Origin of the sequence: Klebsiella sp. M5al, assembly GCF_002090195.1 — a bacterium.
Classification (GTDB): Bacteria; Pseudomonadota; Gammaproteobacteria; order Enterobacterales; family Enterobacteriaceae; genus Klebsiella; species Klebsiella grimontii.
Genome location: NZ_CP020657.1, coordinates 464,470 through 490,623, shown reverse-complemented (window position 1 = coordinate 490,623; position 26,154 = coordinate 464,470). Strand labels below are relative to the sequence as shown.

Here is a 26,154-nt window from a genome sequence, read left to right as displayed (position 1 = left end):
AACTGAACAGATTCACATAACATGTGATAAAAATTCAGCTCTAATTCACATATAATTTAATTGATTATCTGCAAACTCAGAATTATCTTCTTCACCGGGCTAATTACGCCTGCTTGTAAAAATTGTTGTAATTAATTATTAAAGGACTAAAAATGAAAGAATTAACTATCTTCGAAATGGAAGAAATCGCCGGGGGCTATAGCTGGGATTTTTCTTCCGCCTCCGCTGGGATTCAATCGCTTGTGTGTAACGCTGTTGAAGCCATAGGTTCTACCGCTCTTGGCGCTATTGTCGGCGCTGGTGTCGGTACGCTCATTGGGGGGACTCAGTCCGGTGAAAACGGCGGTCTGTTAGGGTTTGGTATGTTCGGTAACCTGGTTGGTATGTTCTGGGGAATGCTGTGGGGCGGCGTAGCATGTGGGGCCGGCGCGCTAGCCGTGGGCTGGGACGAAACGCTTAGCTATGTTAAAACTACAGTAGACAAAGTACTGGACGGTACTTTCGTACCATGGTCTTAATTATTTACTTTAATAATTAACACTCTAATAAAGGCCCTGAACAGGGCCTTTCATTTCCCTTAATATCAACTGAAACCAATACAATGCATAACGACCTCTATCGCAAGGAAGCGATTGAATATAAAAGATTTTACTGGAAAGGTAAGGCGCTATTATTAGCTGGGTTACCTGCATGGCTAGTGACCTTATTATCTTTGATATTCTTAATCGCGCTAGTAGCCACTATTATTTTTTGTAAATTCACTCAGCGAATAGATGTTCGTGGAGAGGTCATCACACTACCTCATTCTATAAATGTTTTCTCTCCACAGCAGGGTTTTGTTGTTACACAATATGTAAAAGTAGGCGAAATTGTTAAAAAAGGACAGCCACTTTACGAACTGGATGTGTCACGAAACACCACTAGCGGCAATGTTAGCGAGTCCCAAATAGAATCTATCAATGAAAAAATCATTAATGCCAATGATATTATAAAAAAATTAAAAAAGAACAAAGATGAAACTTTAAATGCCCTGGATTCACAAATTAAAAACGTTAAGGATTCGCTAAAAGAAACGAATCATATGCTGGCTAATACTCAAGCAGGCTTACGTAAAATGTATGAAAACTTATCTAATTATGATAAGTATCTAAAAAATGGTCTTATCACTAAAGACCAATATAACTATCAACACTCATTATATTTTCAACAACAAAGCAACTATCAGTCTCTAATCAGCCAGCAAATGCAGCTTGATACTCAGGTGACTCAAATTAATAGTGACAGAGTAACAAAAGCAGCAGATTTTGATAATCAAATCTCTAACCAATATAATCAGATAAATGATTATAAAAATCAATTGATAGAGTCGAATGCCAGCGGTAATGTTGTAATTAAAGCAACCGCCAATGGTAAAGTTGAGTCTTTAGCGGTAACCAAAGGACAGATGGTAGAAAATGGTAGTAGTTTAGCCCAGATAAAACCGACAGGTGACGTTGAATACTATCTAATTCTATGGCTACCAAATAATAGCATTCCTTACATAAAACCTGGTGATACCATTAATATTCGTTATGATGCCTTTCCAGCAGATAAATTTGGACAATTTCCAGGCAAAGTTCTTTCCATATCGTCTATGCCCGCATCGCGCCAGGAGTTATCAGAATATACAAACGTTAGTAATGGAACCAATCAACAAGAGCTTGCACTTTATAAGGCAATAGTAACAATCAAACATAAATCATTTAACTATAAAGGTAAAACCTTAACGTTATCAAATGGTCTGAAAGCCCAGGCTGTCGTTTTCTTAGAAGAACGGCCTCTTTATATGTGGATGTTTACTCCTTTTTATAAAATTTCGCAAAGCGTAAGTGGCCCCATAAATGACTAAAGAACTATTTGCAACTATTACAACAAAACTTAATTTTTCGCTACGTAAAAAAATTCCGGTAATTTTACAATCTGAATCGGCTGAATGCGGTATTGCCTGCCTGGCAATGGTATGCGGCTACTATGGACTGGACATTGATTTATTTAATTTCCGCCAACGCTTTGGTAGCCCTTCTCAAGGTTCGTCCCTTATGCAGCTGAGTAAAACAGCAGAACATGCTGGGTTGAAAAGTCGTGCACTATCCTTGGATCTCGACGAAATAAGACAACTCAAATTACCCTGTATCATTCACTGGGGGATGAATCATTATGTAGTTTTGACCAAGGTCAGAAAGTCCAGCTTCATTGTTCATGACCCTTCCTTAGGGAAACGAGTTATTGGATTGCAGGAGATGTCGAATAACTTTACAGGTATTGCGCTGGAGTTATGGCCAGATCAAAATTTTGATCAAGAGACAGCAAAGTCACGCTTACGTTTGTTGGACTTAATGCGTAATATCGTTGGGTTAAAATCGGTATTACTTAAAATATTTGCCTTTTCTGTTGTTGTAGAGGCTATCGGGTTACTTTTACCGATTGGTACACAATTAGTTACTGACCATGTCATCATGGCCCATGATCAAAGCTTGCTTTCGGTAATATGCATTGGTTTGGTTTTCTTTACTCTATTCCGTACTTTTATCAGTATGTTAAGAGCCTGGACATCATTAACGTTGAACACGTTAACTAACATCCAATGGAAAACTACCCTGTTTGATCATCTGACCAAATTACCCCTTAGTTTTTTTGAAAAGCGGCATTTAGGCGATATACAATCTCGTTTTTCATCGCTTGATACCATTCGGTCAACTTTTACTAATAGTATTGTCGGTGGAATTATCGACTCCATTATGACTATTGGTCTTTTGATCATGCTTGCACTATACGGCGGCTGGTTAGTATGGGTGGTAGTAGGGTTTACCGCTTGCTATGCTATTATGCGCCTTTCTACGTATCATTTTTACCGTCGCGTAGCGGAAGAACAAGTGGTTAAAGGAGCTCGGTCTAGCTCTCATTTTATGGAATCACTTTATGGCATTTCTACCATTAAGGCATTAAATTTAAAAGAGCGCCGTTCTCAGCACTGGCTGAATATTAATATTGATGCTTGTAACGCAGGGATTAAGCAGACACGTTTTGATATGATGTTTAGTGGTGTTAATACATTTATCTCTTCGATTGATCAGGTTGCCGTCTTATGGCTTGGAGCCATTATGGTTATTGATAATGAGATGACCCTAGGCATGTTTATGGCTTTTAACGCTTATCGTGGTCAATTCTCTCAACGTGCATCGAGCCTCATTGATTTATTTATGCAGTTACGTATGTTATCTCTGCATAATGAACGTCTTTCTGAAATCGTCTTTAGCAAACCAGAAGAGGAGTTACCATCACGCCGCGTATTTACTGAAAACACGGGTGCCAGGTTAGAAGTAAAAAATCTCTGCTATCAATATGATCCTTTTTCGCAACCAATATTCTCTAACCTAAATATTACGATTGAACCAGGAGAATCCATTGCCTTAATTGGTCCATCTGGGGTGGGTAAGACGACTCTATTAAAAGTTATGTGTGGTTTACTTTCCCCAACAAGCGGTGATGTTCTGGCCGACAATCTCGATATCCAAAAAATTGGGCTAAATAACTATCGGCAGGGTACTGCCTGCGTTTTACAAGAAGATCGTCTTTTTTCTGGCTCATTGACCGATAATATAAGCGGTTTTGAGGATAATGTTGATTTAGAATTCGTTATGGAATGCGCGCGCCGATGCAACATTCATGATGAGATAATGAAAATGCCGATGGGCTACGAAACTATAGTTGGTGAGCTAGGCCTAGGTATTTCAGGCGGACAAAAGCAGCGTATCTTAATTGCACGTGCTCTTTATCGTAAACCTAGCATCTTATTTATGGATGAAGCCACCAGTCACCTTGATCTTAAAAATGAATCAATTATAAACCAGTCAATTTCTGGTTTGAGCATCACCAGAGTTATTGTCGCTCATAGGCCATCAACGATTGCCTCAGCCGATCGGGTCATTGATTTGTCTCGATCATGTAACCTTACGCTGGCTTAATAATAAAGAAAAAGGAGAATATAATGCAAAATACATTAAAGGGATTTAATACCGCAGTGATTAAACATGAAGATCATTTTTTAGCTCTTCTTTTGAAGGTTAAATCGCAAAATGACATCTGCCAAACCTATTATTTACAAGCTCCACACCTTGCAGATCTTTGCTTAATTCTACAAAGCAGAATTAATTTAGTTGCACAGCGCATCTCTGAGGAAGGTGATACTTATAAAGAAAAATTAAATAATATTAATGAAATCATTATTGCTGAAACCCCAGAAATTGAGATATCAGAGATTGAAGAGCCAGATTCTGGACAACGAATTACTTCTCTTACATTTGCTCCAGGAAACGCGTCAGCAAAAATTGTCGCAGTCTTACAAAATAAAAAAACCATAATATTTAACATCGATGATACGCAGGTTGATGCACTTTCAGTTGCAATTCAACAAGCATTAATCAATTCTAATGAAAATGATTTAATGCAGAACATTTACTTCGATATGAAATACCTAATGCTTTATACAGTAGATTTATCAAAAGAAAAAAATATTTCATATCAACAACATATTCAAGAAGACTGGAAAACCACTTTATATAAAAACTATCTAGCTATACTTTTCTGCTTTGAAACACCACAGGGCAAGAAAATTCTGACCGGAGCTATTGTCAAAATAAATTCCCAACATCCATCAGCAGAAACTAATACCATTATTAGGCGAGTGCTGGATAACCACTCTAAATTAAACGTTAATGACGAAGGATATTCACCACATGAAATATACAGTAATATAATGCCAACCCCACCTGGGAAAATACTTACTCTCCCTGAATGTTTGAATGCCCTTCATCATTTCTATCGGGAAATGAATACAAAATTACCTGGATAAGCTCGCTTACTGAAAAAGTCATCCCCTCCTTGCATAAATTATCAAAGTATCCCTCTCCATCAGGAGAGGGATAACCCGCAGTTAAATCAGTTCGGGCACTTATAAACCTGGCCGTTCATTTGGCTATCGGTCGGGACAAAGCTCGACAGCAGATTCTGCGTCGGGCTGCTGACGCCGTAAATCACGTTACCGCCCATTGCTGCCGCCTGGTTACGCAGGGCGTTTGCCGCACCGCGCATAGAGCCGCCCTCATCCCCATTCTGCCCGGATAGCCAGTTGCTCTGCGTGCCGGTCGCGGTTCCTAACAGCTGGCATTCAGAACCCGGCTTATCTTCAACAAAGCGTACGTTCTGGCCGCCAGAGGTCAATTCGTTGCTGGAGCTGCAACCTGCTAACAACAATGCTGCGCCGACAATCCCTGCTAAATATTTTACCTGCATGTTATTCCCCACGATCAATGAGCTGGACGCACTGGCCCGGATGTACAACCTTATACTAAAAAGACGACAAAAAGAAAAACCCCCGAGCATTTCTGCCCGAGGGTTTCCTTGTTTCTAAGGGGTATAGCGCACGATTACATCATGCCGCCCATACCACCCATGCCACCCATACCGCCAGCAGCACCTAAATCAGGAGCATCGCCTTTCGGCAGGTCGGTGACCATGCACTCGGTGGTGATCATCAGACCAGCAACGGATGCTGCGTACTGCAGAGCAGAACGAGTCACTTTAGTTGGGTCCAGGATACCGAAGTCGATCATGTTGCCGTATTCTTCGGTAGCGGCGTTGTAACCGTAGTTACCTTCGCCCGCTTTCACGTTGTTAGCAACAACAGATGGCTCTTCACCAGCGTTGGAAACGATCTGACGCAGCGGTGCTTCCATTGCGCGCAGCGCAACTTTGATACCGACGTTCTGATCTTCGTTCTGAGCGGTCAGGCCAGCCAGTTTAGCAGCAACGCGAACCAGCGCTACGCCACCACCAGCAACCACGCCTTCTTCTACCGCAGCACGGGTCGCGTGCAGGGCGTCGTCAACGCGTGCTTTCTTCTCTTTCATTTCAACTTCGGTAGCCGCGCCGACTTTGATTACCGCAACGCCGCCGGCCAGTTTAGCCACGCGCTCCTGCAGTTTTTCACGGTCGTAGTCAGAAGTCGCTTCTTCAATCTGCTTACGGATCTGAGTAACGCGGCCCTGAATCGCAGCTTCTTCACCCACGCCATCGATGATGGTGGTGGTGTCTTTGTTAATAACAACGCGTTTCGCCTGACCCAGGTCTTCCAGAGTCGCTTTTTCCAGCTCCATACCGATCTCTTCAGAGATAACGGTACCGCCGGTCAGCGTTGCGATGTCCTGCAGCATAGCTTTACGACGGTCGCCGAAGCCCGGTGCTTTAACCGCAGCCACTTTAACGATGCCGCGCATGGTGTTCACCACCAGGGTCGCCAGCGCTTCGCCTTCAACGTCTTCAGCGATGATAACCAGCGGTTTGCCAGCTTTCGCTACGGCTTCAAGAACCGGCAGCATTTCGCGGATGTTGGAGATTTTTTTGTCAGCCAGCAGAATGAACGGGCTTTCCAGCTCAACAGCACCGGTTTCCGGCTTGTTGATGAAGTACGGAGACAGGTAGCCGCGGTCAAACTGCATACCTTCAACCACGTCCAGTTCGTCTTCCAGACCGGTACCGTCTTCTACGGTGATCACGCCTTCTTTACCGACTTTATCCATCGCTTCAGCGATCAGTTTACCTACGGTTTCGTCGGAGTTAGCGGAGATGGTGCCAACCTGAGCAATGGCTTTAGAGTCAGAGCACGGTACGGACAGCGTTTTCAGTTCTTCAACAGCGGCTACGACAGCTTTGTCGATACCACGTTTCAGATCCATCGGGTTCATGCCCGCAGCGACGGCTTTCAGGCCTTCAGCGATGATAGCCTGCGCCAGTACGGTTGCGGTGGTAGTACCGTCGCCTGCAGCGTCGTTCGCTTTAGAGGCAACTTCTTTAACCATCTGCGCGCCCATGTTTTCGAACTTGTCTTCCAGCTCGATTTCACGCGCTACGGACACGCCGTCTTTGGTGATGGTCGGCGCACCGAAGGATTTGTCAAGAACCACGTTACGGCCTTTCGGGCCCAGGGTTACTTTAACTGCGTCTGCCAGTACGTTTACGCCGCGCAGCATTTTCACACGAGCGTCGTTACCGAATTTTACGTCTTTAGCTGCCATTTTATCTTTCCCTTAAATTCGTATGTTCAGTGTCGTTCGCGGATTACGCTTCAACAATTGCCAGAATGTCGCTTTCGGACATGATCAACACTTCTTCATTGTCGATCTTCTCGGATTTTACGCCGTAGCCATCGTTGAAAATGACGATGTCACCAACTTTAACGTCCAGAGGCTGCACGGTTCCGTTTTCCAGGATGCGGCCCTTACCGACAGCGATGATTTCGCCACGAGTTGATTTTGCTGCCGCAGAACCGGTCAGAACGATGCCGCCAGCAGACTTCGTTTCAACTTCTTTACGTTTGACGATCACACGATCATGTAACGGACGAATACTCATTTTGATAGCTCTCCTTTGAGAAAGTCATTATCAGTTATGGATGACGCCGGTCCGCACACGGTTTTCCGGCTAGTGCCCTGAGAGATGGGGATGGGGTTTTCCCGCTTCAAGGGGAAAAGCAAAAAAAAATTTGTCCACGTGCTCAGACGCACACTAATTTGCCGCCCTCAGCTGACGTCATAAGCAAAAGCGATTGTGATACCATCCCTTTTTTGCCGGGCGCAAGGTTGAATCATGAGTGGTTTAAAACAGGAGTTGGGGCTTGCTCAAGGAGTGGGGCTACTTTCCACATCATTACTGGGAACCGGCGTTTTCGCCGTTCCGGCGCTGGCGGCATTGGTCGCCGGCGATAACAGCCTGTGGGCCTGGCCCGCACTGATTTTACTGGTGTTTCCCATCGCTATCGTCTTCGCCACGCTGGGCCGCCACTTTCCCAGCGCAGGCGGCGTAGCGCATTTTGTGCATATGGCTTTTGGCCCGCGCCTGGCGCGCGTCACCGGCTGGCTCTTTTTATCGGTGATCCCGGTTGGGTTACCCGCTGCCCTGCATATCGCCACCGGCTTTGGTCAGGCGCTCTTTGGCTGGCACGACAGCCAGCTGCTGCTGGCCGAGCTGGGAACGCTGGCGATTATCTGGTGGGTCGGTTCTCGCGGAGCCAGCTCCAGCGCCAATCTACAAACGCTGGTTGCCGTGCTGATTGTCGCCCTGATTGTCGCCATCTGGTGGCGCGGCGCGATAAACCCAGCGCAGATCCCCTTCCCGCCGCCTTCTGATATCGACAGTTCGCAGCTTTTTTCTGCCCTTTCGGTGATGTTCTGGTGTTTTGTCGGACTTGAGGCCTTCGCGCACCTGGCCTCTGAATTTAAGCAGCCGGAACGCGATTTCCCCCGCGCGCTGATGATCGGCCTGTTACTGGCGGGTTCAGTCTACTGGGCCTGTACCGTGCTGGTCCTGCATTTTCATGCCTTTGGCGAGGAGATGGCCGCCGCCGCGTCGCTACCCAATATCGTTGTACGCCTGTTCGGTGTCCAGGCGCTATGGATTGCCTGCGTTATCGGCTATCTCGCCTGCTTCGCCAGTCTCAATATTTATATTCAGAGCTTTGCCCGCCTGGTCTGGTCGCAGGCGCAGCACAAACCCGATAGCTATTTGTCCCGCCTGTCGCCGCGGCAAATTCCGCGTAACGCGTTGAACGCGGTCCTCGGCTGCTGCGTGATTAGCGCATTGTGCATTTATGCGCTCAATATCAACCTTGATGCGCTGATCGTCTACGCCAACGGCATTTTTATCATGATCTATCTGCTGTGCATGCTGGCGGGCTGCCGTCTGCTTCAGGGACGTTATCGTCTGTTAGCGGCGTTTGGCAGCGTACTGTGCCTGGTGCTGCTGGCGATGGTTGGCTGGAAGAGTCTGTACGCGTTTATCATGCTGGCGGGACTGTGGCTGTTTTTACCGAAGCGCCGGCTGGCAGAGAGGTATTCCAGGCCGGAGTAACCGGCCTGGAGGATGTTAGTCGCGGCGATCGTCTTTATGATCGAGACGGTCGCGCTCGTCGTCTTTACGCTGATATTCGCCTTCAAAGGTATCGCCGCCGCCCGTTCCGGCGCTAAACCCGCCGCCAGGCATCCGGCTAAAACGCAGATGCGGCATCAGCTTCAAGGTCAGATGCTTCTGCACCGGAGGCAGCAGCAGCAGCAGACCCAGGAAATCGGTAAAGAACCCCGGCAGAAGTAACAACAGACCGGCGATAATCAGCGACACGCTTTTGATCATCTCAGCGGCCGGGCTCTCCCCCGCCGCCATCTTCTGCTGCATCAGCATAAGGTTTTTAAAACCCTGGTTTTTCACCAGCGATATCCCCACCACCGAGCTGAAGATCACCAGAATCAGCGTCAGCAGGACGCCAAGCACATGGGCGACCTGGATAAAGATCGAGATTTCAATGTAAACGTATAAAAAAACGGCAATTAACGGAATCCAACGCACCGGCGTCTCCTTCATAAACAGACGCCCGCATCGGCGCCCGTAGTCATAGATGTGCTATTCGCATCAAAAAGATGTTGGGCCAAAACGTCACTTTTCAATCGTAAAAAAAGCTTATTTTTTTCAACAATAGAAAACCGGTGACCCATTTCACAGATTAATAATTCTTATAAGATTCACTACATAATAAGTGATCAGGGCGGCTGATATTCGCTATCATCAGCATATGATCGTGGGTACCGGGCCGATTAAGGAAATAATCTGCGGCCAGAAAATGCGCTAGATCCGATAAATTCTGCGTATTTGGTGAATTCATAGGCAGCTTGAAAGAGAAGGTTCACATGTTAAACAACATTCGTATCGAAGAAGACCTGTTGGGTACCAGGGAAGTTCCAGCTGACGCTTACTACGGCGTCCATACTCTGAGAGCGATTGAAAACTTCTACATCAGCAACAACAAAATCAGCGATATCCCTGAATTTGTCCGCGGAATGGTGATGGTGAAGAAGGCCGCTGCGCAGGCTAACAAAGAGCTGCAAACTATCCCCAAAAGCGTTGCCAATGCCATTATCGCCGCCTGCGATGAGGTCCTGAATAACGGCAAATGCATGGACCAGTTCCCGGTCGACGTCTTCCAGGGCGGCGCGGGCACTTCCGTAAACATGAACACCAACGAAGTACTGGCCAACATCGGCCTTGAGCTGATGGGCCACCAGAAAGGCGAATATCAGCACCTCAACCCTAACGACCACGTTAATAAATGCCAGTCCACTAACGATGCCTACCCGACCGGTTTCCGTATCGCGGTCTACGCCTCTATCCTCAAGCTGATCGATGCGATTAACCAGCTGAGCGAAGGCTTCCAGCAGAAGGCGGTTGAGTTCCAGGACATTCTGAAAATGGGTCGGACTCAGCTACAGGATGCGGTGCCGATGACCCTCGGTCAGGAGTTCCACGCGTTTAATGTTCTGCTTAACGAAGAGACCAAATGCATTCTGCGCACTGCGGAACTGCTGCTGGAAGTGAACCTTGGCGCGACCGCTATCGGCACCCGCCTGAACACCCCGGATGGTTATCAGCAGTTAGCGGTACAAAAACTGGCGGAAGTCAGCAACCTGCCGGTTGTACCCGCAGAAGATCTGATCGAAGCGACCTCCGACTGCGGCGCCTACGTGATGGTCCACAGTTCCCTGAAGCGCCTGGCGGTAAAACTGTCCAAAATCTGTAACGACCTGCGCCTGCTCTCTTCCGGCCCACGCGCTGGCCTGAACGAAATCAATCTGCCTGAACTGCAGGCGGGCTCTTCCATCATGCCCGCCAAAGTTAACCCGGTGGTCCCGGAAGTCGTCAACCAGGTGTGCTTCAAGGTGATCGGTAACGACACCACCGTCACCATGGCTTCCGAAGCGGGCCAGCTGCAGCTGAACGTGATGGAACCGGTGATTGGCCAGGCGATGTTTGAATCTATTCATATTCTGACCAACGCCTGCTACAACCTGCTGGAAAAATGCGTCAGCGGCATTACCGCCAACAAAGCGGTATGTGAAAGCTACGTCTATAACTCGATTGGCATCGTCACCTACCTCAACCCGTATATCGGCCACCACAATGGCGATATCGTCGGCAAGATTTGCGCCGAAACGGGCAAGAGCGTCAGGGACGTGGTGCTTGAGCGCGGGCTACTGACCGCAGCGGAGCTGGATGACATCTTCTCTGCGCAGAACCTGATGCACCCGGCCTATAAAGCGAAGCGTTACACCGATGAAAGCGAACAATAGGTCTTCAGAGTAGACTTACCACAGGCATGTCAGCGATGACATGCCTTTTTTGTTCTTATTGATTTACTAAATCACAACAACCCAATATCAACTTGTTAATAAAACAAGGAAGGCATATATGTTTGGTGCAGAACTCGTTATTGTCCTGCTGGCTATTTATCTGGGAGCCAGACTGGGGGGCATCGGCATCGGTTTCGCCGGTGGCCTGGGCGTCCTCGTCCTGACTCTCGTTTTTCAAATTAAACCCGGCGCGATCCCCTTCGACGTCATTGAAATCATTATGGCGGTTATCGCCGCTATCGCCGCCATGCAGGTCGCCGGAGGGATGGACTATCTGGTCAGTCTCGCCGAACGAATGCTCCGGCGTCACCCCAAATACATCACCTTTCTCGCCCCGTTGGTCACCTGGTTTATGACCGTACTTGCCGGAACCGGGCATACCGCGTTCTCGACCCTACCGGTGATCACCGAAGTGGCAAAAGAACAGGGCATCCGCCCTTCGCGCCCGCTCTCCATCGCGGTGGTCGCTTCGCAGATTGCGATTACCGCCTCGCCGATTTCGGCAGCGGTGGTCTTTTTTGCCGGCATTCTTGAGCCGCTGGGCGTCAGCTACCTGACCCTGCTGGCGATCTGTATTCCGGTTACCCTGATTGCCGTCATGCTTACCGCCATCGTCTGTAACTTCCTCGGCTGCGAGCTGAAAGACGATCCGATTTATCAGGAGCGACTGGCAAAAGGGGAAGTCAAACTGCGCGGTAGCCAGGTTTTTGAACTGAAGCCGCACGCCAGACGCTCGGTCTTACTGTTTCTGATTGGTATCATCGCGGTGATGTTCTACGCCACCGCCATTAGCGATACCGTAGGCCTGATCCAGAACCCGGTCCTGCCGCGTAACGAAGCGATCGTCGTATTTATGCTGACAATCGCGACGCTGATAAGCATTACCTGCAAAATCGACACTGGTGAAGTCCTCAACGCCAGCACCTTTAAATCCGGCATGAGCGCCTGCGTCTGCGTTCTCGGCGTCGCATGGCTGGGGGATACGTTCGTCAAAGCCCACATCAGCGATATCCAGACCGTGGCGGGCGACCTGCTGCACAACTACCCGTGGCTGCTGGCGGTGGTGCTCTTCTTCGCCGCGACCCTGCTTTATTCCCAGGCTGCGACCACCAAGGCGCTGATGCCCGCCGCGCTGATGCTGGGCGTGAGCCCGCTTACCGCCATCGCCTCGTTTGCCGCCGTCTCCGCCCTTTTCGTTCTGCCGACCTACCCAACCCTGCTGGCGGCGGTCGAAATGGACGACACCGGCTCAACCCGCATCGGCAAATACGTCTTTAACCATGCTTTCCTGATCCCCGGCGTCATCGCCATTACGCTGTGCGTGATCCTCGGGTTTATTTTCGGTGGCATCATGCTGTAAATCTCTTCAAATTCGGGCCAGATCCTGGCCCGTTGCGTTAATCCTCCCCACCTTGCGTGCTATAGTGCCTCTTTTCGCTGATACGAGGTTCACGATGACTACGCCTGATGCTGTTGTTGTACTCTGTACCGCGCCGGATGAAGCGACCGCCCAGGACCTGGCGGCCAAAGCGCTGGCGGAAAAACTCGCCGCCTGCGCCACTCTCCTGCCGGGAGCGACATCGCTCTACTACTGGGAAGGAAAACTGGAGCAGGAGTATGAAGTGCAAATGCTGCTGAAAACCGACCTTGCCCATCAGCAGGCGCTGCTGGACTGCCTGAAGTCCCATCACCCGTATCAAACCCCTGAACTTCTGGTTCTGCCCGTTATTCACGGAGACAACGATTACCTCTCATGGCTCAACGCATCATTACGCTGATCCTGCTGCTTTGCAGCACTTCGGCCATTGCCGGCCTGTTCGACGCCCCTGGCCGTTCGAACTTTGTTCCTGCTGACCAGGCTTTTGCCTTCGATTTTCAGCAGAATCAACACGATCTTAATCTGACCTGGCAAATCAAGGATGGTTACTATCTTTACCGTAAACAGATAAAGCTGACGTCCGCCGATGCGGCGTTTAGCGAACCTTCGCTGCCCGCAGGCGAATGGCATGAGGACGAGTTTTACGGTAAAAGCGAAATTTACCGCCAGCGCCTGACCGTGCCGGTCACTCTGACTCACGCCGCCGCCGGCGCGACCCTGACCGTCACCTGGCAAGGCTGCGCGGATGCCGGTTTTTGCTATCCGCCGGAAACCAAAATCGTGCCGCTCGGCAACGCGCTGGCGCAGTCCGGCGATAAAAAACCGATGCTTAATCCGCCCCTGCCGCTGGAAACGCGCCCGGCGCTGCCGGTCGAGTCACCCGCTGACCTTGCGCCCCCCGCTACGGACGAAAAAAGCGCCGATCTGCCCTTTAGCGCGCTGTGGGCGCTATTGATTGGTATCGGCATCGCGTTTACCCCCTGCGTTCTGCCGATGTATCCGCTCATTTCCGGTATCGTGCTGGGCGGTCAAAAACGCCTCTCCACCGCCCGCGCGCTGCTGCTGGCCTTTATCTACGTTCAGGGTATGGCCTTAACCTACACCGCGCTGGGGCTGGTTGTTGCCGCTGCGGGCCTGCAATTCCAGGCGGCGCTGCAGCACCCTTATGTGCTGATTGGCCTGTCGGTGGTGTTTATCCTGCTGGCGCTGTCGATGTTTGGTCTATTTACGCTCCAGCTGCCTTCGTCGCTGCAAACGCGTCTGACGCTGATGAGCAACAAACGCCAGGGCGGTTCAACCGGCGGCGTATTCGCCATGGGGGCAATTGCTGGATTAATCTGCTCGCCCTGCACCACCGCGCCGCTGAGCGCCATTCTGCTCTATATCGCCCAGAGCGGTAATCTGTGGCTGGGCGGCGGAACGCTGTACCTCTACGCGCTCGGAATGGGGCTGCCGCTGATCCTGGTGACCGTATTCGGTAACCGACTGCTGCCGAAAAGCGGCCCGTGGATGGCCCACGTCAAAACCGCCTTTGGCTTTGTGATCCTCGCGCTGCCGGTCTTTTTACTGGAGCGTATCGTGGGCGAACCGTGGGGCCTGCGGCTTTGGTCGCTGCTGGGCGTCGCCTTTTTTAGCTGGGCGTTTATCACCTCACTGGGCGGCACGCGCCCCTGGCTGCGTATCGTGCAAATAGCGATGCTCGGCGCCGCGCTGGTCAGCGCCCGTCCACTGCAGGACTGGGCTTTCGATGCGCCGGTCGCCCAACAGCAGGCCCATCTCCAGTTTACCCGCATCCATAACGTCGATGAGCTCAATCAGGCGCTGGCGCAGGCGAAAGGCAAAACGGTGATGCTCGATCTGTACGCCGACTGGTGCGTGGCCTGCAAAGAGTTCGAGAAATACACCTTCAGTTCACCTGACGTTCAACAGGCCCTGAAAGAGACCGTTCTGCTGCAGGTTGATGTCACGAAGAATAGCGAGCAGGACGCGGCGCTGCTGAAGCACCTCCAGGTGCTCGGCTTGCCCACGATTCTGTTTTTCAACGAACGGGGCGAGGAGCAGCCCGCGCAGCGCGTCACCGGGTTTATGGATGCCGCGGCATTCAGCGCCCATTTGCGCGATCGACAACCGTGAGCGACACTGTAGGAGGAAAAATGGAGGAAAAGACCGTGCAACGTGAAGATGTCCTGGGTGAAGCCATCCAAATCCTCGAAATCGAGGGTATCGCTAACACCACGCTGGAAATGGTCGCCGAGCGCGTGGCTTACCCGCTCAATGACCTCAAACGTTTCTGGCCTGACCAGGAGGCGCTGTTATATGACGCGCTTCGCTATCTCAGCCATCAGGTCGATGCCTGGCGCCGCCAGCTTTTGCTGGACGAGTCGCTCAGCGCGGAGCAGAAGCTGCTGGCCCGCTACGCCGCGCTGACCACCTGCGTGAGCAACCATCGTTATCCCGGCTGCCTGTTTATCGCCGCCTGTACTTTTTACCCGGACCCTCAGCATCCGATCCATCAGCTGGCCGAGCAGCAAAAGCAGGCTTCGCTGGCCTATACCCACGAACTGCTTAGCCAGCTCGAAGTTGACGATCCAGCAATGGTCGCGAAGCAGATGGAGCTGATCATCGAAGGCTGCCTGAGCCGACTGCTGATCAAACGCAGCCAGACGGACGTCGATACCGCGCGTCGCCTGGCTGAAGACATTTTGCGTTTTGCCCAGTGCCGTATGGGCGGCGCCCTGACCTGATTCCGATATCTTAACTGATTCATCGCGCATATAATTCCCCTTCATCGATATGCTGACAGGGTTTGATATGCGCTCTCTTCTTTGGCTTGCCGCCATGGGGCTGTGTTCAACACCGCTCCTGGCAGCCTCTCCGCAAGGCTTTTCTTTCGCGCATAAAGACTGGGAGCTCGCCTGCGACAACACCGGGACCTGTCGGGCCGCGGGGTATGGCACCACCGTGGGCGAAGTCAGCGTTCTGCTGACCCGCAATGCGGGCGCGGCGCAGCACGTCATCGCTGTCGCGACCTTCGCGCAAACCGAACGCGATATTCCTCCCGATGCCGCGGTAAACCTGTTTATTGACGATCGGGATCACGGTCCGCTTGAGGTCGCCGACGAGAGCCACTTTCGCTTTGATGATACCCAGACGGCGGCCCTGATTCAGGCCCTTGAGCACAACGGCAAAATTGAGCTGGCGCTTAACGGCGAGCGTAAGACGCTTTCCGACGCAGGCAGCAGCGCCGTATTTTTGAAGATGGATGAGTTCCAGCGGCGCCTGGGGACTGCCGATGCGCTGTTACGCCAGGGCGACGCCGGTGATGACAATATTTTAACGGCAGCGCCCGCGCCGGAAATTATCGCCGCGCCGGCGGTTCACGATGCCGCTACCGCGCCGTTGACGGCAAAGCAGCGGCAGAAACTCCTTCCCCAACTCGTCCCGCTCCTGAACAGCCATTGTGACGACTGGAAAAACGCGGATATCCCGGCGTCTGAGCGCCAGCTCACCGCAACTCCGCTGGATAAAAACCACACGCTGATTCAGGCCCTGTGCTGGCGCGCGGCCTACAACGACGGCTATGCAGTGTGGGTCGTGGACAAAGGGTTCATGACCCCGCCTCAGCTGGTCACCACCGACGCCTCCAGCTATGCCGACGGCGTGCTCACCTTTTTCAATAAAGGCCGCGGTATCGCCGACTGCATCAGCGGCGAAGAACGCGTCTGGGACGGTAAAACGTTTATCCAGAGCCTGAAGTACACCACCGGTGACTGCCGGGAAATCGCCCCCGGAGGCGCGTGGATGCTGCCCACCTTTGTGGGCCAGGTTATCCCAAAGCAGCAGAAAGATGCCGATAACAACGCGCTGAAAGCGTTATACAACGCGGTGTTAAAAGAGCAGAAGGTCAATCCTGAACTGGATCTGAATAAGATCGCCGAGCAGTTTCCCCTCAGCGGCAACGTCAGCCATTTTACGCTGACCTACGCGGACGACTCTCTGGTCTCGACGACGAAGCCCTCCGCCGATATCAGCGATGATGAGTGGCAGACGTTTCTCCAGTCCGATATCAGCGCCGACTCCGAAAACGGCAAAGTCAGCTTTACGCTGGTTGACCTCGACGGAGACGGTAAACGTGATTTAATCATCGACAGCTACGTCGGCGGTACCGGACTCTTTAGCTATACCGGGATATTAAAACGCAGCGACGACGCTTTTGCTGCGGTCAACAGCGATGATAGCGGCAACGGCGATGATTTTGACGCAGGCGTTCCGGGCGCGCTCTACTCTCTTAACGGCCGCGGCGCCAACCAGTGGAGCCACTGGGTACGCATTAATGGCCAGGTTTATGCGCTCTGGTACAACGGCCAGTTTGGCGAAGATAATCTCTATCTCTTGCGCCCGTTTGGCCCCTCAGGCAGTACGCCAGCAGTGACGATCCGCTATCGCTACACCCTCAACGACATCAGCTCGCCGGAAAAAGGTCAACCCCTGACGCCGGCGCTGAATGACAGGGAAAAATCAGACCTGCTGAAGTCGCTGGAAGTGATGCAGAGCAGCCTGCTCAAGGATAAGCCGCAGAGCGACAATGACGCGCCGATTTGTCCTATTCCTCCTGGCACGTCATCCGACGACGCGGAAAACTACTACAGCGGCGTACCATCGAACTATATCTACGAAACCGTGGCGTATATCCCGGTCTGGCTCAACGATAAATGTTTTATCGGCACCATCTTTAGCCACCATGGCGCCTATCGCCACGGCGTCGACGCGGAAATCACGCTCAGCTCGCCGCGCGATGATGAAGACATCGTTGGCGACTACGCGATCTCCGGATTGCGCCGCGCTATCTCGGTGACCAGCGGCTGGAAAATCCGCGAAGGCGACAACGGTATGATGTAATTTTCAGCAAAAAAGCGCCTTTGGGCGCAGAATTGCCGCAAAGTTAAGCAACCAGTAGATAAAACGAGAAATTTGATTGACGGGGCGTACGGATTACGGTTTAATGCGCCCCGTTGCCCGGATAGCTCAGTCGGTAGAGCAGGGGATTGAAAATCCCCGTGTCCTTGGTTCGATTCCGAGTCCGGGCACCACTATTCAGAGAACCCAGCCTATGGCTGGGTTTTTGCTTTTCTACGACCGGACACTCCATCAAACGGCGTTCGATGATTCGCCGCACGGCGGCTCACCCCTTCGGGGGCAGCGCGACAAGCGCAGTTCAACGCCTGCGGCGTTAGTCCGAGTCCGGGCACCACTATTTAAAGAACCCGCCTAAAAGCAGCCTAATCGCGGAATAAGCAGACGTTGGTATCCGGGGTGAGTTGAGTGCGTCGAACAATTAAGCTTCATTAAAACTATTTTTTGCGGAGCTCTTTCGAGCTCCGCGGATTAGGCTATTTCAACAATGACTTTACTTTGCGGGCCACACGGCGAACCAGACTCCTGCCTCTGTTTGCGCCCTGGACATGAATCGCTTCATAAAGAGCATTAAAGCGATCGTGGGCCCAGCCATCTCTTTGCTGAGAAATTAGACCATCAATCTTATTATTTAAAAGCTGTAGTTCATTACTGACAGAATGGCCGCCATTGATGCTGCGCAGTCGGCTCACTTCATTCTCCAGTTCATGAATTTTTTCGAGGTACGAAGGAATCAAGCCCATCGCATAGTTATATTTCACATTTTCATCCATAAATGGACGGAAGCTACGGTAGTTGTTTTTGCTCTTATTTCCGCTTAACAACATTCCGGAGTTTGCTACTCTATACCAAAATAGCGGCTCAGGGACGATTTGCAATTTATAGCCATGTAAGGATATTTTCGCAAAAAACTCCCAATCTTCATGACCTAAACCGTAATCTTCAGTAAAACCGCCGATGTTGTCGAAAGCTTCTTTCTTGATCAGAGCATTAGCATCGCCAAAGCAGTTACTAAAGCTGGCGATATTTAAATCAGGGCCTAACGGGAGCCAGCAGTGCGTCATTTTACGGAATGGCGAAGGGAACTCCTCACCAAAAATGAGATCGCTTGGGGTGGTCAACACATCGGCTCCGGAGTTTAATGCTGCCGTGACAAATGTCTCAACCTCAAAAGGTTTAGCGACATTATCATCATCCATAAACATCAGATATTCACCGGAGGCGTGTCGAGCGGCCAAATTTCGTGCCGCGCCCAGGTAGTTATTTGAACTGCGGATGATTTTCCAGCCTCGAGCGTTAAAGTCGTTCTCGATAAGGTTCAAATAACGATGAGATTCTTCTTTTGTGCTTCCATCATCAACTAAGATAACTTCAATATTTTGGTACGTCTGCGTTTTTATTGAGGCAAGTGCCTGCTGGAGCAAATGATGACGGTCGAAATGAGTAATACATACGCTCACTAACGGACGATTAGATTCATCAATTTTCTTGAAGACGCAGTTATCTTTTCTTTCAATGGCGGCAAACCACGCTGCCTGGATATTTTCTTGTGATTCAACCAGTCCGGGTTTGATGTTTATATTTTTTAAGCGATAGTGAATTTTACCGTATAAATCAACCGGCGTTGGGGTAAACAGAACCTCAGCATGATGCTCCTGCGGAATAAGTTCTGGAATCCCTCCAACGTTTGAGGCGAGGAAGTTAACGTTATTAATCAAGCATTCATAAACGGTATATGGGGAGTTTTCAACGAGCGATGGGATGATGACTAATACATTTTTTCTTTTTATATATTCGTTTGCATTAGTACGGTCATAATCGCTGATGATATTGACTGCCAGACCCAGGTTTTTGGTCTGGCTCATGATATAGGTAAATGAATCAATTTTACCCAGCGTGACGTTTTTTCCAAGGAAGGTCACACCAGAGATCGTCTCTTTATCTTCGGCAGAGAGTTTTCTTAATGCGCGCAGGAAGATATCGAGCCCTTTACGGGTTTCAAGTCGGCCGAAAAATACAAGCTCAACGCCTGAAGCGTTTTTTTCATTGGCTTTAACGACAACATCACTTCTCTTTTCAAACCCTTGAAATGGCTCGCAATTTAAAATAACATGGCGTTCTTCAGGAACATTCCAGTGTTTACTCAACATCCAATCAATTAAATACTGAGACGGACTAACGACTTCATCAGCCATCTCAACTACCATTTTTTCCATATAATAGAGTTCAAGGTGATTCTGATCATATGGGAGCTGGTAGTTACCTTCATCAGCCCATAACGTTGAGCTATGGGTATTGACAATGAATTTGGTATTTTCAAAATCAGTGCCATTCTTTTTACTTAATAAAGCGTAATAAAGATCTGCCTGCCATTCACAAGAAATAATAGTGTCATAGATATTATTCTCTTTCAGCCAGAGCAAAATTGAGTAACTTTTTCTTCTAAAATAGGGGGCATCGATATTAATCTCTTTTACCAGACCGGTACTCAGCAAATTAATACCAAAGGTGCTATAAATACGTGACCAATCGCTAAAAGTTGATGCAGATGACTCTGAATAGTCACCACATGTATACAATACATCGACATCATACCCCTTTTTTGCCAAAGTAGTGGCAAGGGCTGTGAAAGCAGTACCAATGCCGCCGTTACGGACAGGCCCCTCTATGTCCGGCGTCATTATAAGAACTTTCTTCATTGTGATCTTTCCTTAGTAACCTAGACTTTTCTATAATAATGAGTGAGTTGAAGTAATATTAAGATAGCAATCAATAGCTTCTGTTAAACAGGATAAAAAATGACCAGTGCAGAGTTAAAATTTGATTTATTTCTAAAATCCTATCATCCATCTCATCGATTTGTCTATAAGGCAAACCCCGGTAACGCGGGCGATGGCGTGATTGCATCTGCAACGTACGATTTTTTCGAACGAAATGCGCTTACCTATGTTCCTTACAGAGCCGATGAGCGTTACAGCGCTGATACTGATATTTTAATTTTTGGTGGCGGAGGAAACCTCATCGAAGGGTTATATGCTGAAGGCCGCGATTTCATCCAAAATAATATTCATAAATTTCACAAAACGATCATTATGCCTTCGACAATCAGAGGGTATAGCGATTTATTCACTAATAATATCGATAAATTAGTAGTGTTTTGCCGTGAAAATACCACTTTCGATTATATAAAATCTCTCAGCTATGAGCCAAATAAGAACGTATTCATTGCTGATGACATGGCATTTTATCTCGATCTTAGTAAATACCTGTCTCTTAAACCGGCCTATAAACAACAGGCAAACTGTTTCAGAACAGATTCAGAGTCGCTGACAGGAGAACATAAAGAAAACAATCATGATATTTCGCTCACGTGGAATGGCGACTATTGGGATAATGAATTTCTGGCACGAAACTCTACCCGTTGCATGATCAATTTCCTTGAAGAGTATAAAGTTGTAAATACCGATAGACTGCATGTAGCAATTTTAGCATCCCTGCTGGGAAAAGAAGTCAATTTCTACCCTAACTCATACTACAAAAATGAAGCCGTTTATAATTACTCGCTGTTAAATCATTACCCAAAAACGTGCTTTATTACTACCAGCTAAAAAATGCAGCGTATATTAATACGCTGCTAAAAATTCACATCACCTTTACAGCATTATCAATTATTGCCTGCCAGCCTTCACGCGAGTATTCATTTGCCCGGCTATAGTCGGCGAATTTATCGATCGCGCCAATAAAAAGATTATCATTCACTTTCTTGATTTCGCCTACAGCTGAACTTTCCACGTTACTTTTCACGTAAAGTATTTTACTGTTACCGTGCTTCTTAAACTCTTTTGCTAAAGCAAATACTATATCATCAAGATTATTGCCATTGCTTTTTACGACAAAAATTTTATTTTCATCAGCAAGGCTGTTCTTAAATTTATTTATCAAGTAATGAATCTTATCCATTTCCCTGGAATAGATAAGATCATTTTCCTGTTCGGTATAACGCCAGACCCAGCCATCATCTTTATTATAGCTATACATTTCAGTATGAAAACAAATATCATACTATTGATCAAGAATTATATCCTGTCAGGATGCTGTGAGATTTTCATAGATAATATATTCTTTCAGGCCGGGGCGGATAAAGCCACCCGGCGGAAATCCAGGCACGGTAGCTAAACGCGCCTCAGCCAAACATCTTCCTTCCTAGCTGGCGCCCCGCCTCCAGATGCGCTTCCGCCGTTTGCAGGTCCGGCAACAGCAGCATCTGCGAACTGGCGACCGTAGCCCCGCAGTAATCAAAAATGCCGTGGACAATTTGCGCATTAAAAGCATCGGTAAACCCGTGCTTGTCATACGTTTGTTGACTGGCTGCGCCTAATGCCACCAGATGTACCCGCAGGCGTCCCAGCTTCTTCACTACGTTGCCGTCGGCGGTCTCCTCATAGGCCCAGCCGTTTGAAAACACCCGGTCAATCCAGCCTTTCAGCAGCCCCGGCATCGACCACCAGTAAATGGGAAACACCAGCACCAGCGCGTCGGCGTTATCGATTCTGGCCTGTTCAGCGATCGCATCGGACGGCGTAGCGCCGGTTTGCCGAAAGGCGGCAATATCCGGTTCGGCAAAAACCGGGCTAAAGCCTTCCCGGGTTAAATCGGCAATTTCAGCGCTGTGATGCGAGCCGGATTCGGCAACCCCCTGCGCAATCGCCGCCGCAACGCTGTGAGTCAGAGAAGTATTAAGAGGATGAGAAACCACGATTAATGCATGCATGACGGATACCCCAGTTGCTATACAACGATATTGGACGTAGTCTTATATACTAACAGTAACCTACCAATAGTAAGTTACCTTTGGTATATAAGCATGTCAACGGGAGAATGCTTCTATGTCTGAACCACTCGTACGGCAGCGTTTAACGCGAGAAGAGCGGCGCAAACAGCTGATTGATGTTGCCTGGCAGATTATTCGGCAAGAAGGGACCGATGCCCTGACGCTGGGCTACCTGGCGACGCAGGCGGGAGTCACTAAACCGGTGGTTTACGATCATTTTGACAGCCGTTCGGGACTTTTCGCGACGCTATACACGGAATACGACCAGCGCCAGACGGCGCGAATGGATGAAATACTGCGCAATACCGAACCGAATGCGGATAAACTGGCCGCGGCGATCGCCAACGCCTATATCGAGTGCGTGCTGCTTCAAGGGCGCGAGATGCCGAGCGTCATGGCCGCGCTCGCCGGGACGCCCGAGCTGGAGAAGATCAAACAAGAGTGCATCGCCACTTTTACCGGGAAATGCCGGGACTATTTTGCGCCGCTTTGCGAAAGTGACAACCTCAGCGAAGCGGCCATTCTCGCCATGCTCGGGTCCGCCGACGGTCTATCGGCCTCGGTCGTGAGCGGCGTTATCACGGAGCAGCAGGCTAAAGATGAGCTCTTTCAGGTGATTATGTCGATGCTGCAGCGCTGCTGCCATCGCTAAGCCGCGCCCGCCGCCCGGCGGTCGCGTTGATGATTATCAGCCGCCCGCTTTCTTGATCGCCGCATCCAGCGAGGCTTTATCCGCCAGCCCCGGGAACACGGTGATCGTCGCTTCCGTGGCGCCGGTGGTCGGCATCACGATAACTCCAGGCGTCCCGCTCAGGCCAATTTCCTGCGCCAGCTGATTGATGCTTTCCAGCGCCGGTTCAACGTCCGCCGCTTTCCCGGCATCGAAATTCACTTTCTTCGCCTGCTGCTGGATGTCGGCGGCCGTCAGCTTGCCTTCGTTATGCCCGGTGGAATAGATCCCGTTATGGTAGGTCAGATAAGCCTCAGCGCCCTTCTGCTGATAAATCTGCAGGCCGGTTTTCGCTGCTGCAAGCGAGGTTTCCCAGCGGCTGCCAAAAATTGGCCACTCTTTAAAGGCAAAGCGGGTCTGCGGGTTCTCTTTGATCACCTGTTCCATTACCGGCGCCAGACGGCTGCAGTAAACGCATTGATAATCAAAGAATTCAATGACCGTAACTTTGCCCTCTTTCGGGCCGTAGGTTGGGGTATTTTTATCCTGGGTCAGCGCGGCCGCGTTCTTCAGTACCGCCTGGGTCGCGGCGCTGGCCTGCTGCTGTTGCTGAATTTGCTGCAGCTTCTGGCTGGCCTGCAGCAGCACTTCCGGATGCGCAACTAAATAATCCGCGGCGATTTTGCCAATACGGGCCTCTTGTTCAGGCGTAAAGGTCGGTGCGTCAGCAGCGGTCGCCATAACCGGAAACAGGGAGGCGCCAATAAAGGCAAATGTGAGTAAATTCTTGTGGCCGGGCATGTGGTTAGTCCTTGCGATAGGTGAACGGCAGATGTGTTTCTACGAACAAAATATCATCCTTTACCTGCGAATCATTGCCGGACGAGGCAATGATTGGTAACTATATTTTTCAATAACTCGCTGCGTTCGGGTTCTCGGACAGGTGGTCAAGGCGCCCGAACGAGAGTACCCTTCGCCCCTGCGTTTTCCTGTAGGGTCTTTTTTGGTGGTTCGATGAGTTGGCTATGAATGAGTTTTTCAGTCAGTGGGACGTGGCGGTTATTCTGCTGCAAATTATCGCTATCGATCTGTTACTGGGCGGCGACAACGCGGTGGTGATCGCGATGGCCTGCCGTAAGCTGCCGCCGCAGCAGCGTACCAAAGCCATTATTATCGGTACCTTCGGCGCGATTGCGGCACGCGTGCTGCTGCTGGCCGTCGCCATCTATTTACTCTCACTACCGTGGCTTAAAGTGGTCGGCGCGCTGATGCTACTGTGGATTGGCATCAAGCTGGTGACTAATCAGGAAGAAGAAAGCGAGGTCAGCAGTTACAGCAGCCTGTGGCGTACCGCGGTCACCATTACCGTTGCCGACGTCATTATGTCGCTGGATAACGTACTGGCGGTTGCCGCCGCCGGGAAAGGCCATCTGCTGCTGGTCGCGCTGGGTGTATTAATCAGCATTCCGATTATCGTCCTCGGCAGCAAACTGGTGCTGGCAATCCTCAACCGCTTCCCGTCCGTGGTGATGCTGGGCGGTGCGCTCATCGGCTGGATAGCCGGTTCAATGATGGTGACCGATGTGACCATCGTTCATCTCTTCCCCAACGCGCCCGCCGCTCTCCCACTGATGGGTGGAACCATTGGCGCAGCCCTGGTGCTGCTCGAAGGGCTGCGCAGAAACCGCAGGCGCTCCACCGAATAGGGACATTGTCGATCGGCCGCCGTCAATCCCGACGGCGTCAAGTTTGCGCCACTTTTCCGCCCCATCCGCCCTCATTTGCCCTAAGCTTAATAAAGACACCTGATCCAGGGATCTGTAACCGTCATATTGCGCATAAATGAGATAACGCCATGGAATTAAAGGATTATTATGCCATTCTAGGGGTTCAGCCAACGGACGATCTGAAAACCATTAAGACCGCCTATCGCCGTCTGGCACGTAAATATCACCCCGATGTCAGCAAAGAAAACGATGCCGAAGCCAAATTCAAAGATCTCGCCGAAGCCTGGGAAGTGCTTAAAGATGACCAGCGCCGCGCCGAATACGACCAGCTCTGGCAGCACCGCAACGATCCGCAGTTTGGCCGGCAGCAGCAGCATTCCCGCGAGCAGAGCTATAGCCAGCAGGACTTCGACGACATCTTCTCCACCATGTTTGGCCAGCAGGCGCACCATAGCCGCCGCCAGCACGGCGTCCGCGGTCATGACTTAGAGATAGAAGTCGCGGTGTTCCTTGAAGAAACCCTGGCGGAGCAGACGCGCACCATCAGCTATAAGCTGCCGGTTTATAACGTCTTTGGCATGGTCGAAAGCGAAACGCCGAAAACCCTGAACGTGAAAATTCCCGCGGGCGTCGTCGACGGCCAGCGCATCCGTCTGAAAGGCCAGGGTACTCCCGGTGAAAATGGCGGCCCCAATGGCGATCTGTGGCTGGTGATCCATATCGCCCCGCATCCGCTGTTTGATGTCGTCGGCCATAACCTTGAAATCGTCCTGCCGCTGGCGCCGTGGGAAGCCGCATTGGGCGCTAAAGTTACCATCCCGACGCTGAAAGAGAGCATCCTGCTAACCATTCCGCCGGGCAGCCAGGCCGGTCAGCGGCTGCGCGTGAAAGGCAAAGGGCTGACCAGCAAAACCACCACCGGCGACCTGTATGCGGTGATTAAAATCGTCATGCCGCCAAAACCAGATGAGAAGAGCCGCGCGCTCTGGCAGCAGTTGGCGGATGCGCAATCCAGCTTCGAGCCGCGTAAGACATGGGGGAAAGCCTGATGGCTAAGATAACAGTGACGTTCACGATTACCGAGTTTTGTCTCCACACCGGCCTTTCCGAAGAGGAGCTTAACGAGATTGTCGGCCTCGGCATGATTGAGCCGCGCCAGCCGCAGCGGGAAAACTGGCTGTTTGACGATAGCGCGGTGACCATCGTGCACCGCGCCGTACGCCTGCGCAAAGAGCTGGAGCTGGACTGGCCGGGTATCGCTGTCGCCTTAACGCTGCTGGACGAGAACGCGCGCCTGAGCCGCGAAAATCAAATCCTGCAGCAGCGGCTGGCGCGCTTTCTGACGCATAGCTAAGCCCTCGACG

General features: G+C 50.4%; 24 protein-coding genes and 1 tRNA gene. 17 read left to right on the top strand and 8 right to left on the bottom strand.

Features of this window, described 5'->3' with window-relative positions; translation table 11 throughout:
* The first annotated feature begins 152 nt into the window (after nucleotides 1–152).
* The 4 genes from BWI76_RS02380 (at nucleotide 153) to yjeJ (ending at nucleotide 4,891) form a co-directional block, all read left to right on the top strand.
* Nucleotides 153–518 carry a hypothetical protein gene (locus tag BWI76_RS02380; RefSeq protein WP_004871155.1) on the top strand — a complete coding sequence of 122 codons (366 nt, stop codon included), beginning with the start codon at nucleotides 153–155 and terminating at the stop codon, nucleotides 516–518.
* Nucleotides 519–601: 83 nt separating this feature from the next.
* A complete protein-coding gene (locus BWI76_RS02375) occupies nucleotides 602–1,888 on the top strand; it encodes an HlyD family secretion protein (RefSeq protein WP_004871156.1) in 1,287 nt (428 codons plus the stop codon).
* Nucleotides 1,881–4,004: a peptidase domain-containing ABC transporter gene (locus tag BWI76_RS02370; RefSeq protein ID WP_049099393.1), complete on the top strand. Its 2,124-nt coding sequence runs from the start codon at nucleotides 1,881–1,883 to the stop codon at nucleotides 4,002–4,004. The genes BWI76_RS02375 and BWI76_RS02370 overlap by 8 nt, the downstream gene beginning before the upstream one ends.
* A gap of 23 nt (nucleotides 4,005–4,027) precedes the next feature.
* Nucleotides 4,028–4,891, top strand: coding sequence for a YjeJ family protein (gene yjeJ, locus BWI76_RS02365; RefSeq protein WP_004871160.1), 864 nt, complete (start codon nucleotides 4,028–4,030; stop codon nucleotides 4,889–4,891).
* 86 nt (nucleotides 4,892–4,977) lie between these two features.
* Here the strand turns inward: yjeJ and BWI76_RS02360 are convergent, their stop codons facing one another.
* The 3 genes from BWI76_RS02360 to BWI76_RS02350 form a co-directional block, all read right to left on the bottom strand.
* Entirely contained in the window at nucleotides 4,978–5,331 is a 354-nt protein-coding gene (locus BWI76_RS02360; RefSeq protein ID WP_004871163.1) for a DUF4156 domain-containing protein, read from the bottom strand.
* Nucleotides 5,332–5,465: 134 nt separating this feature from the next.
* Nucleotides 5,466–7,112, bottom strand: a complete 1,647-nt coding sequence (groL, locus tag BWI76_RS02355) for a chaperonin GroEL (RefSeq protein ID WP_004871165.1) — start codon at nucleotides 7,110–7,112, stop codon at nucleotides 5,466–5,468.
* Nucleotides 7,113–7,155: 43 nt separating this feature from the next.
* Nucleotides 7,156–7,449 (bottom strand): co-chaperone GroES, encoded by a 294-nt coding sequence (locus BWI76_RS02350; protein WP_003855929.1) that lies wholly within the window; start codon nucleotides 7,447–7,449, stop codon nucleotides 7,156–7,158.
* A gap of 234 nt (nucleotides 7,450–7,683) precedes the next feature.
* Between BWI76_RS02350 and yjeH the strand changes: the two genes are divergently transcribed.
* Nucleotides 7,684–8,943: an L-methionine/branched-chain amino acid transporter gene (yjeH, locus tag BWI76_RS02345; protein WP_024360233.1), complete on the top strand. Its 1,260-nt coding sequence runs from the start codon at nucleotides 7,684–7,686 to the stop codon at nucleotides 8,941–8,943.
* Nucleotides 8,944–8,958: 15 nt separating this feature from the next.
* Here yjeH and BWI76_RS02340 read toward each other — a convergent pair whose 3' ends face one another.
* Nucleotides 8,959–9,435 carry an FxsA family protein gene (locus BWI76_RS02340; protein ID WP_004097899.1) on the bottom strand — a complete coding sequence of 159 codons (477 nt, stop codon included), beginning with the start codon at nucleotides 9,433–9,435 and terminating at the stop codon, nucleotides 8,959–8,961.
* Between the two features lie 338 nt (nucleotides 9,436–9,773).
* Between BWI76_RS02340 and aspA the strand changes: the two genes are divergently transcribed.
* The 7 genes from aspA (at nucleotide 9,774) to BWI76_RS02300 (ending at nucleotide 17,738) form a co-directional block, all read left to right on the top strand.
* Nucleotides 9,774–11,210: an aspartate ammonia-lyase gene (gene aspA, locus BWI76_RS02330; protein ID WP_004871171.1), complete on the top strand. Its 1,437-nt coding sequence runs from the start codon at nucleotides 9,774–9,776 to the stop codon at nucleotides 11,208–11,210.
* 118 nt (nucleotides 11,211–11,328) lie between these two features.
* Complete coding sequence (locus BWI76_RS02325) at nucleotides 11,329–12,630, top strand: anaerobic C4-dicarboxylate transporter (RefSeq protein ID WP_004871172.1); 1,302 nt, start codon at nucleotides 11,329–11,331, stop codon at nucleotides 12,628–12,630.
* Between the two features lie 94 nt (nucleotides 12,631–12,724).
* On the top strand, nucleotides 12,725–13,048 hold the full coding sequence (gene cutA / locus BWI76_RS02320; RefSeq protein WP_004109254.1) for a divalent cation tolerance protein CutA: 324 nt from the start codon (nucleotides 12,725–12,727) through the stop codon (nucleotides 13,046–13,048).
* Nucleotides 13,024–14,781 (top strand): protein-disulfide reductase DsbD, encoded by a 1,758-nt coding sequence (locus BWI76_RS02315; protein WP_049089186.1) that lies wholly within the window; start codon nucleotides 13,024–13,026, stop codon nucleotides 14,779–14,781. The genes cutA and BWI76_RS02315 overlap by 25 nt, the downstream gene beginning before the upstream one ends.
* 35 nt (nucleotides 14,782–14,816) lie before the next feature.
* Nucleotides 14,817–15,392: a transcriptional regulator gene (locus tag BWI76_RS02310; protein WP_004871181.1), complete on the top strand. Its 576-nt coding sequence runs from the start codon at nucleotides 14,817–14,819 to the stop codon at nucleotides 15,390–15,392.
* 67 nt (nucleotides 15,393–15,459) lie between these two features.
* A complete protein-coding gene (locus tag BWI76_RS02305) occupies nucleotides 15,460–17,547 on the top strand; it encodes a DUF1176 domain-containing protein (protein WP_064371508.1) in 2,088 nt (695 codons plus the stop codon).
* Between the two features lie 115 nt (nucleotides 17,548–17,662).
* Nucleotides 17,663–17,738 (top strand) — tRNA-Phe (locus BWI76_RS02300).
* Between the two features lie 300 nt (nucleotides 17,739–18,038).
* Here the strand turns inward: BWI76_RS02300 and BWI76_RS02295 are convergent.
* A complete protein-coding gene (locus tag BWI76_RS02295) occupies nucleotides 18,039–20,261 on the bottom strand; it encodes a glycosyltransferase (RefSeq protein ID WP_064371509.1) in 2,223 nt (740 codons plus the stop codon).
* A gap of 99 nt (nucleotides 20,262–20,360) precedes the next feature.
* On the opposite strand from BWI76_RS02295, the gene BWI76_RS02290 reads away from it, so the two are divergent.
* Complete coding sequence (locus tag BWI76_RS02290; RefSeq protein ID WP_004137416.1) at nucleotides 20,361–21,170, top strand: polysaccharide pyruvyl transferase family protein; 810 nt, start codon at nucleotides 20,361–20,363, stop codon at nucleotides 21,168–21,170.
* A 34-nt stretch (nucleotides 21,171–21,204) separates the two neighbouring features.
* Here BWI76_RS02290 and BWI76_RS02285 read toward each other — a convergent pair whose 3' ends face one another.
* A complete protein-coding gene (locus BWI76_RS02285) occupies nucleotides 21,205–21,600 on the bottom strand; it encodes a hypothetical protein (protein WP_004137418.1) in 396 nt (131 codons plus the stop codon).
* Nucleotides 21,601–21,745: 145 nt separating this feature from the next.
* On the bottom strand, nucleotides 21,746–22,333 hold the full coding sequence (locus BWI76_RS02280; RefSeq protein ID WP_004137419.1) for an NAD(P)H-dependent oxidoreductase: 588 nt from the start codon (nucleotides 22,331–22,333) through the stop codon (nucleotides 21,746–21,748).
* Between the two features lie 115 nt (nucleotides 22,334–22,448).
* Here BWI76_RS02280 and BWI76_RS02275 point away from each other — a divergent pair, with 115 nt between their 5' ends.
* Nucleotides 22,449–23,045: a TetR/AcrR family transcriptional regulator gene (locus tag BWI76_RS02275; RefSeq protein ID WP_004137421.1), complete on the top strand. Its 597-nt coding sequence runs from the start codon at nucleotides 22,449–22,451 to the stop codon at nucleotides 23,043–23,045.
* A 36-nt stretch (nucleotides 23,046–23,081) separates the two neighbouring features.
* Here the strand turns inward: BWI76_RS02275 and BWI76_RS02270 are convergent, their stop codons facing one another.
* Nucleotides 23,082–23,864, bottom strand: a complete 783-nt coding sequence (locus BWI76_RS02270) for a DsbA family protein (RefSeq protein ID WP_004137423.1) — start codon at nucleotides 23,862–23,864, stop codon at nucleotides 23,082–23,084.
* Nucleotides 23,865–24,088: 224 nt separating this feature from the next.
* Here BWI76_RS02270 and BWI76_RS02265 point away from each other — a divergent pair, with 224 nt between their 5' ends.
* From BWI76_RS02265 to cbpM, 3 genes are all read left to right on the top strand, one after another.
* Entirely contained in the window at nucleotides 24,089–24,769 is a 681-nt protein-coding gene (locus BWI76_RS02265) for a TerC family protein (protein WP_004137424.1), read from the top strand.
* 149 nt (nucleotides 24,770–24,918) lie between these two features.
* The gene (gene cbpA, locus BWI76_RS02260) at nucleotides 24,919–25,839 is read left to right on the top strand and encodes a curved DNA-binding protein (RefSeq protein ID WP_049087484.1); all 921 of its coding nucleotides are present in this window, start codon (nucleotides 24,919–24,921) and stop codon (nucleotides 25,837–25,839) included.
* The gene (gene cbpM / locus BWI76_RS02255) at nucleotides 25,839–26,144 is read left to right on the top strand and encodes a chaperone modulator CbpM (RefSeq protein ID WP_004097873.1); all 306 of its coding nucleotides are present in this window, start codon (nucleotides 25,839–25,841) and stop codon (nucleotides 26,142–26,144) included. The genes cbpA and cbpM overlap by 1 nt, the downstream gene beginning before the upstream one ends.
* Nucleotides 26,145–26,154 lie beyond the last annotated feature (10 nt).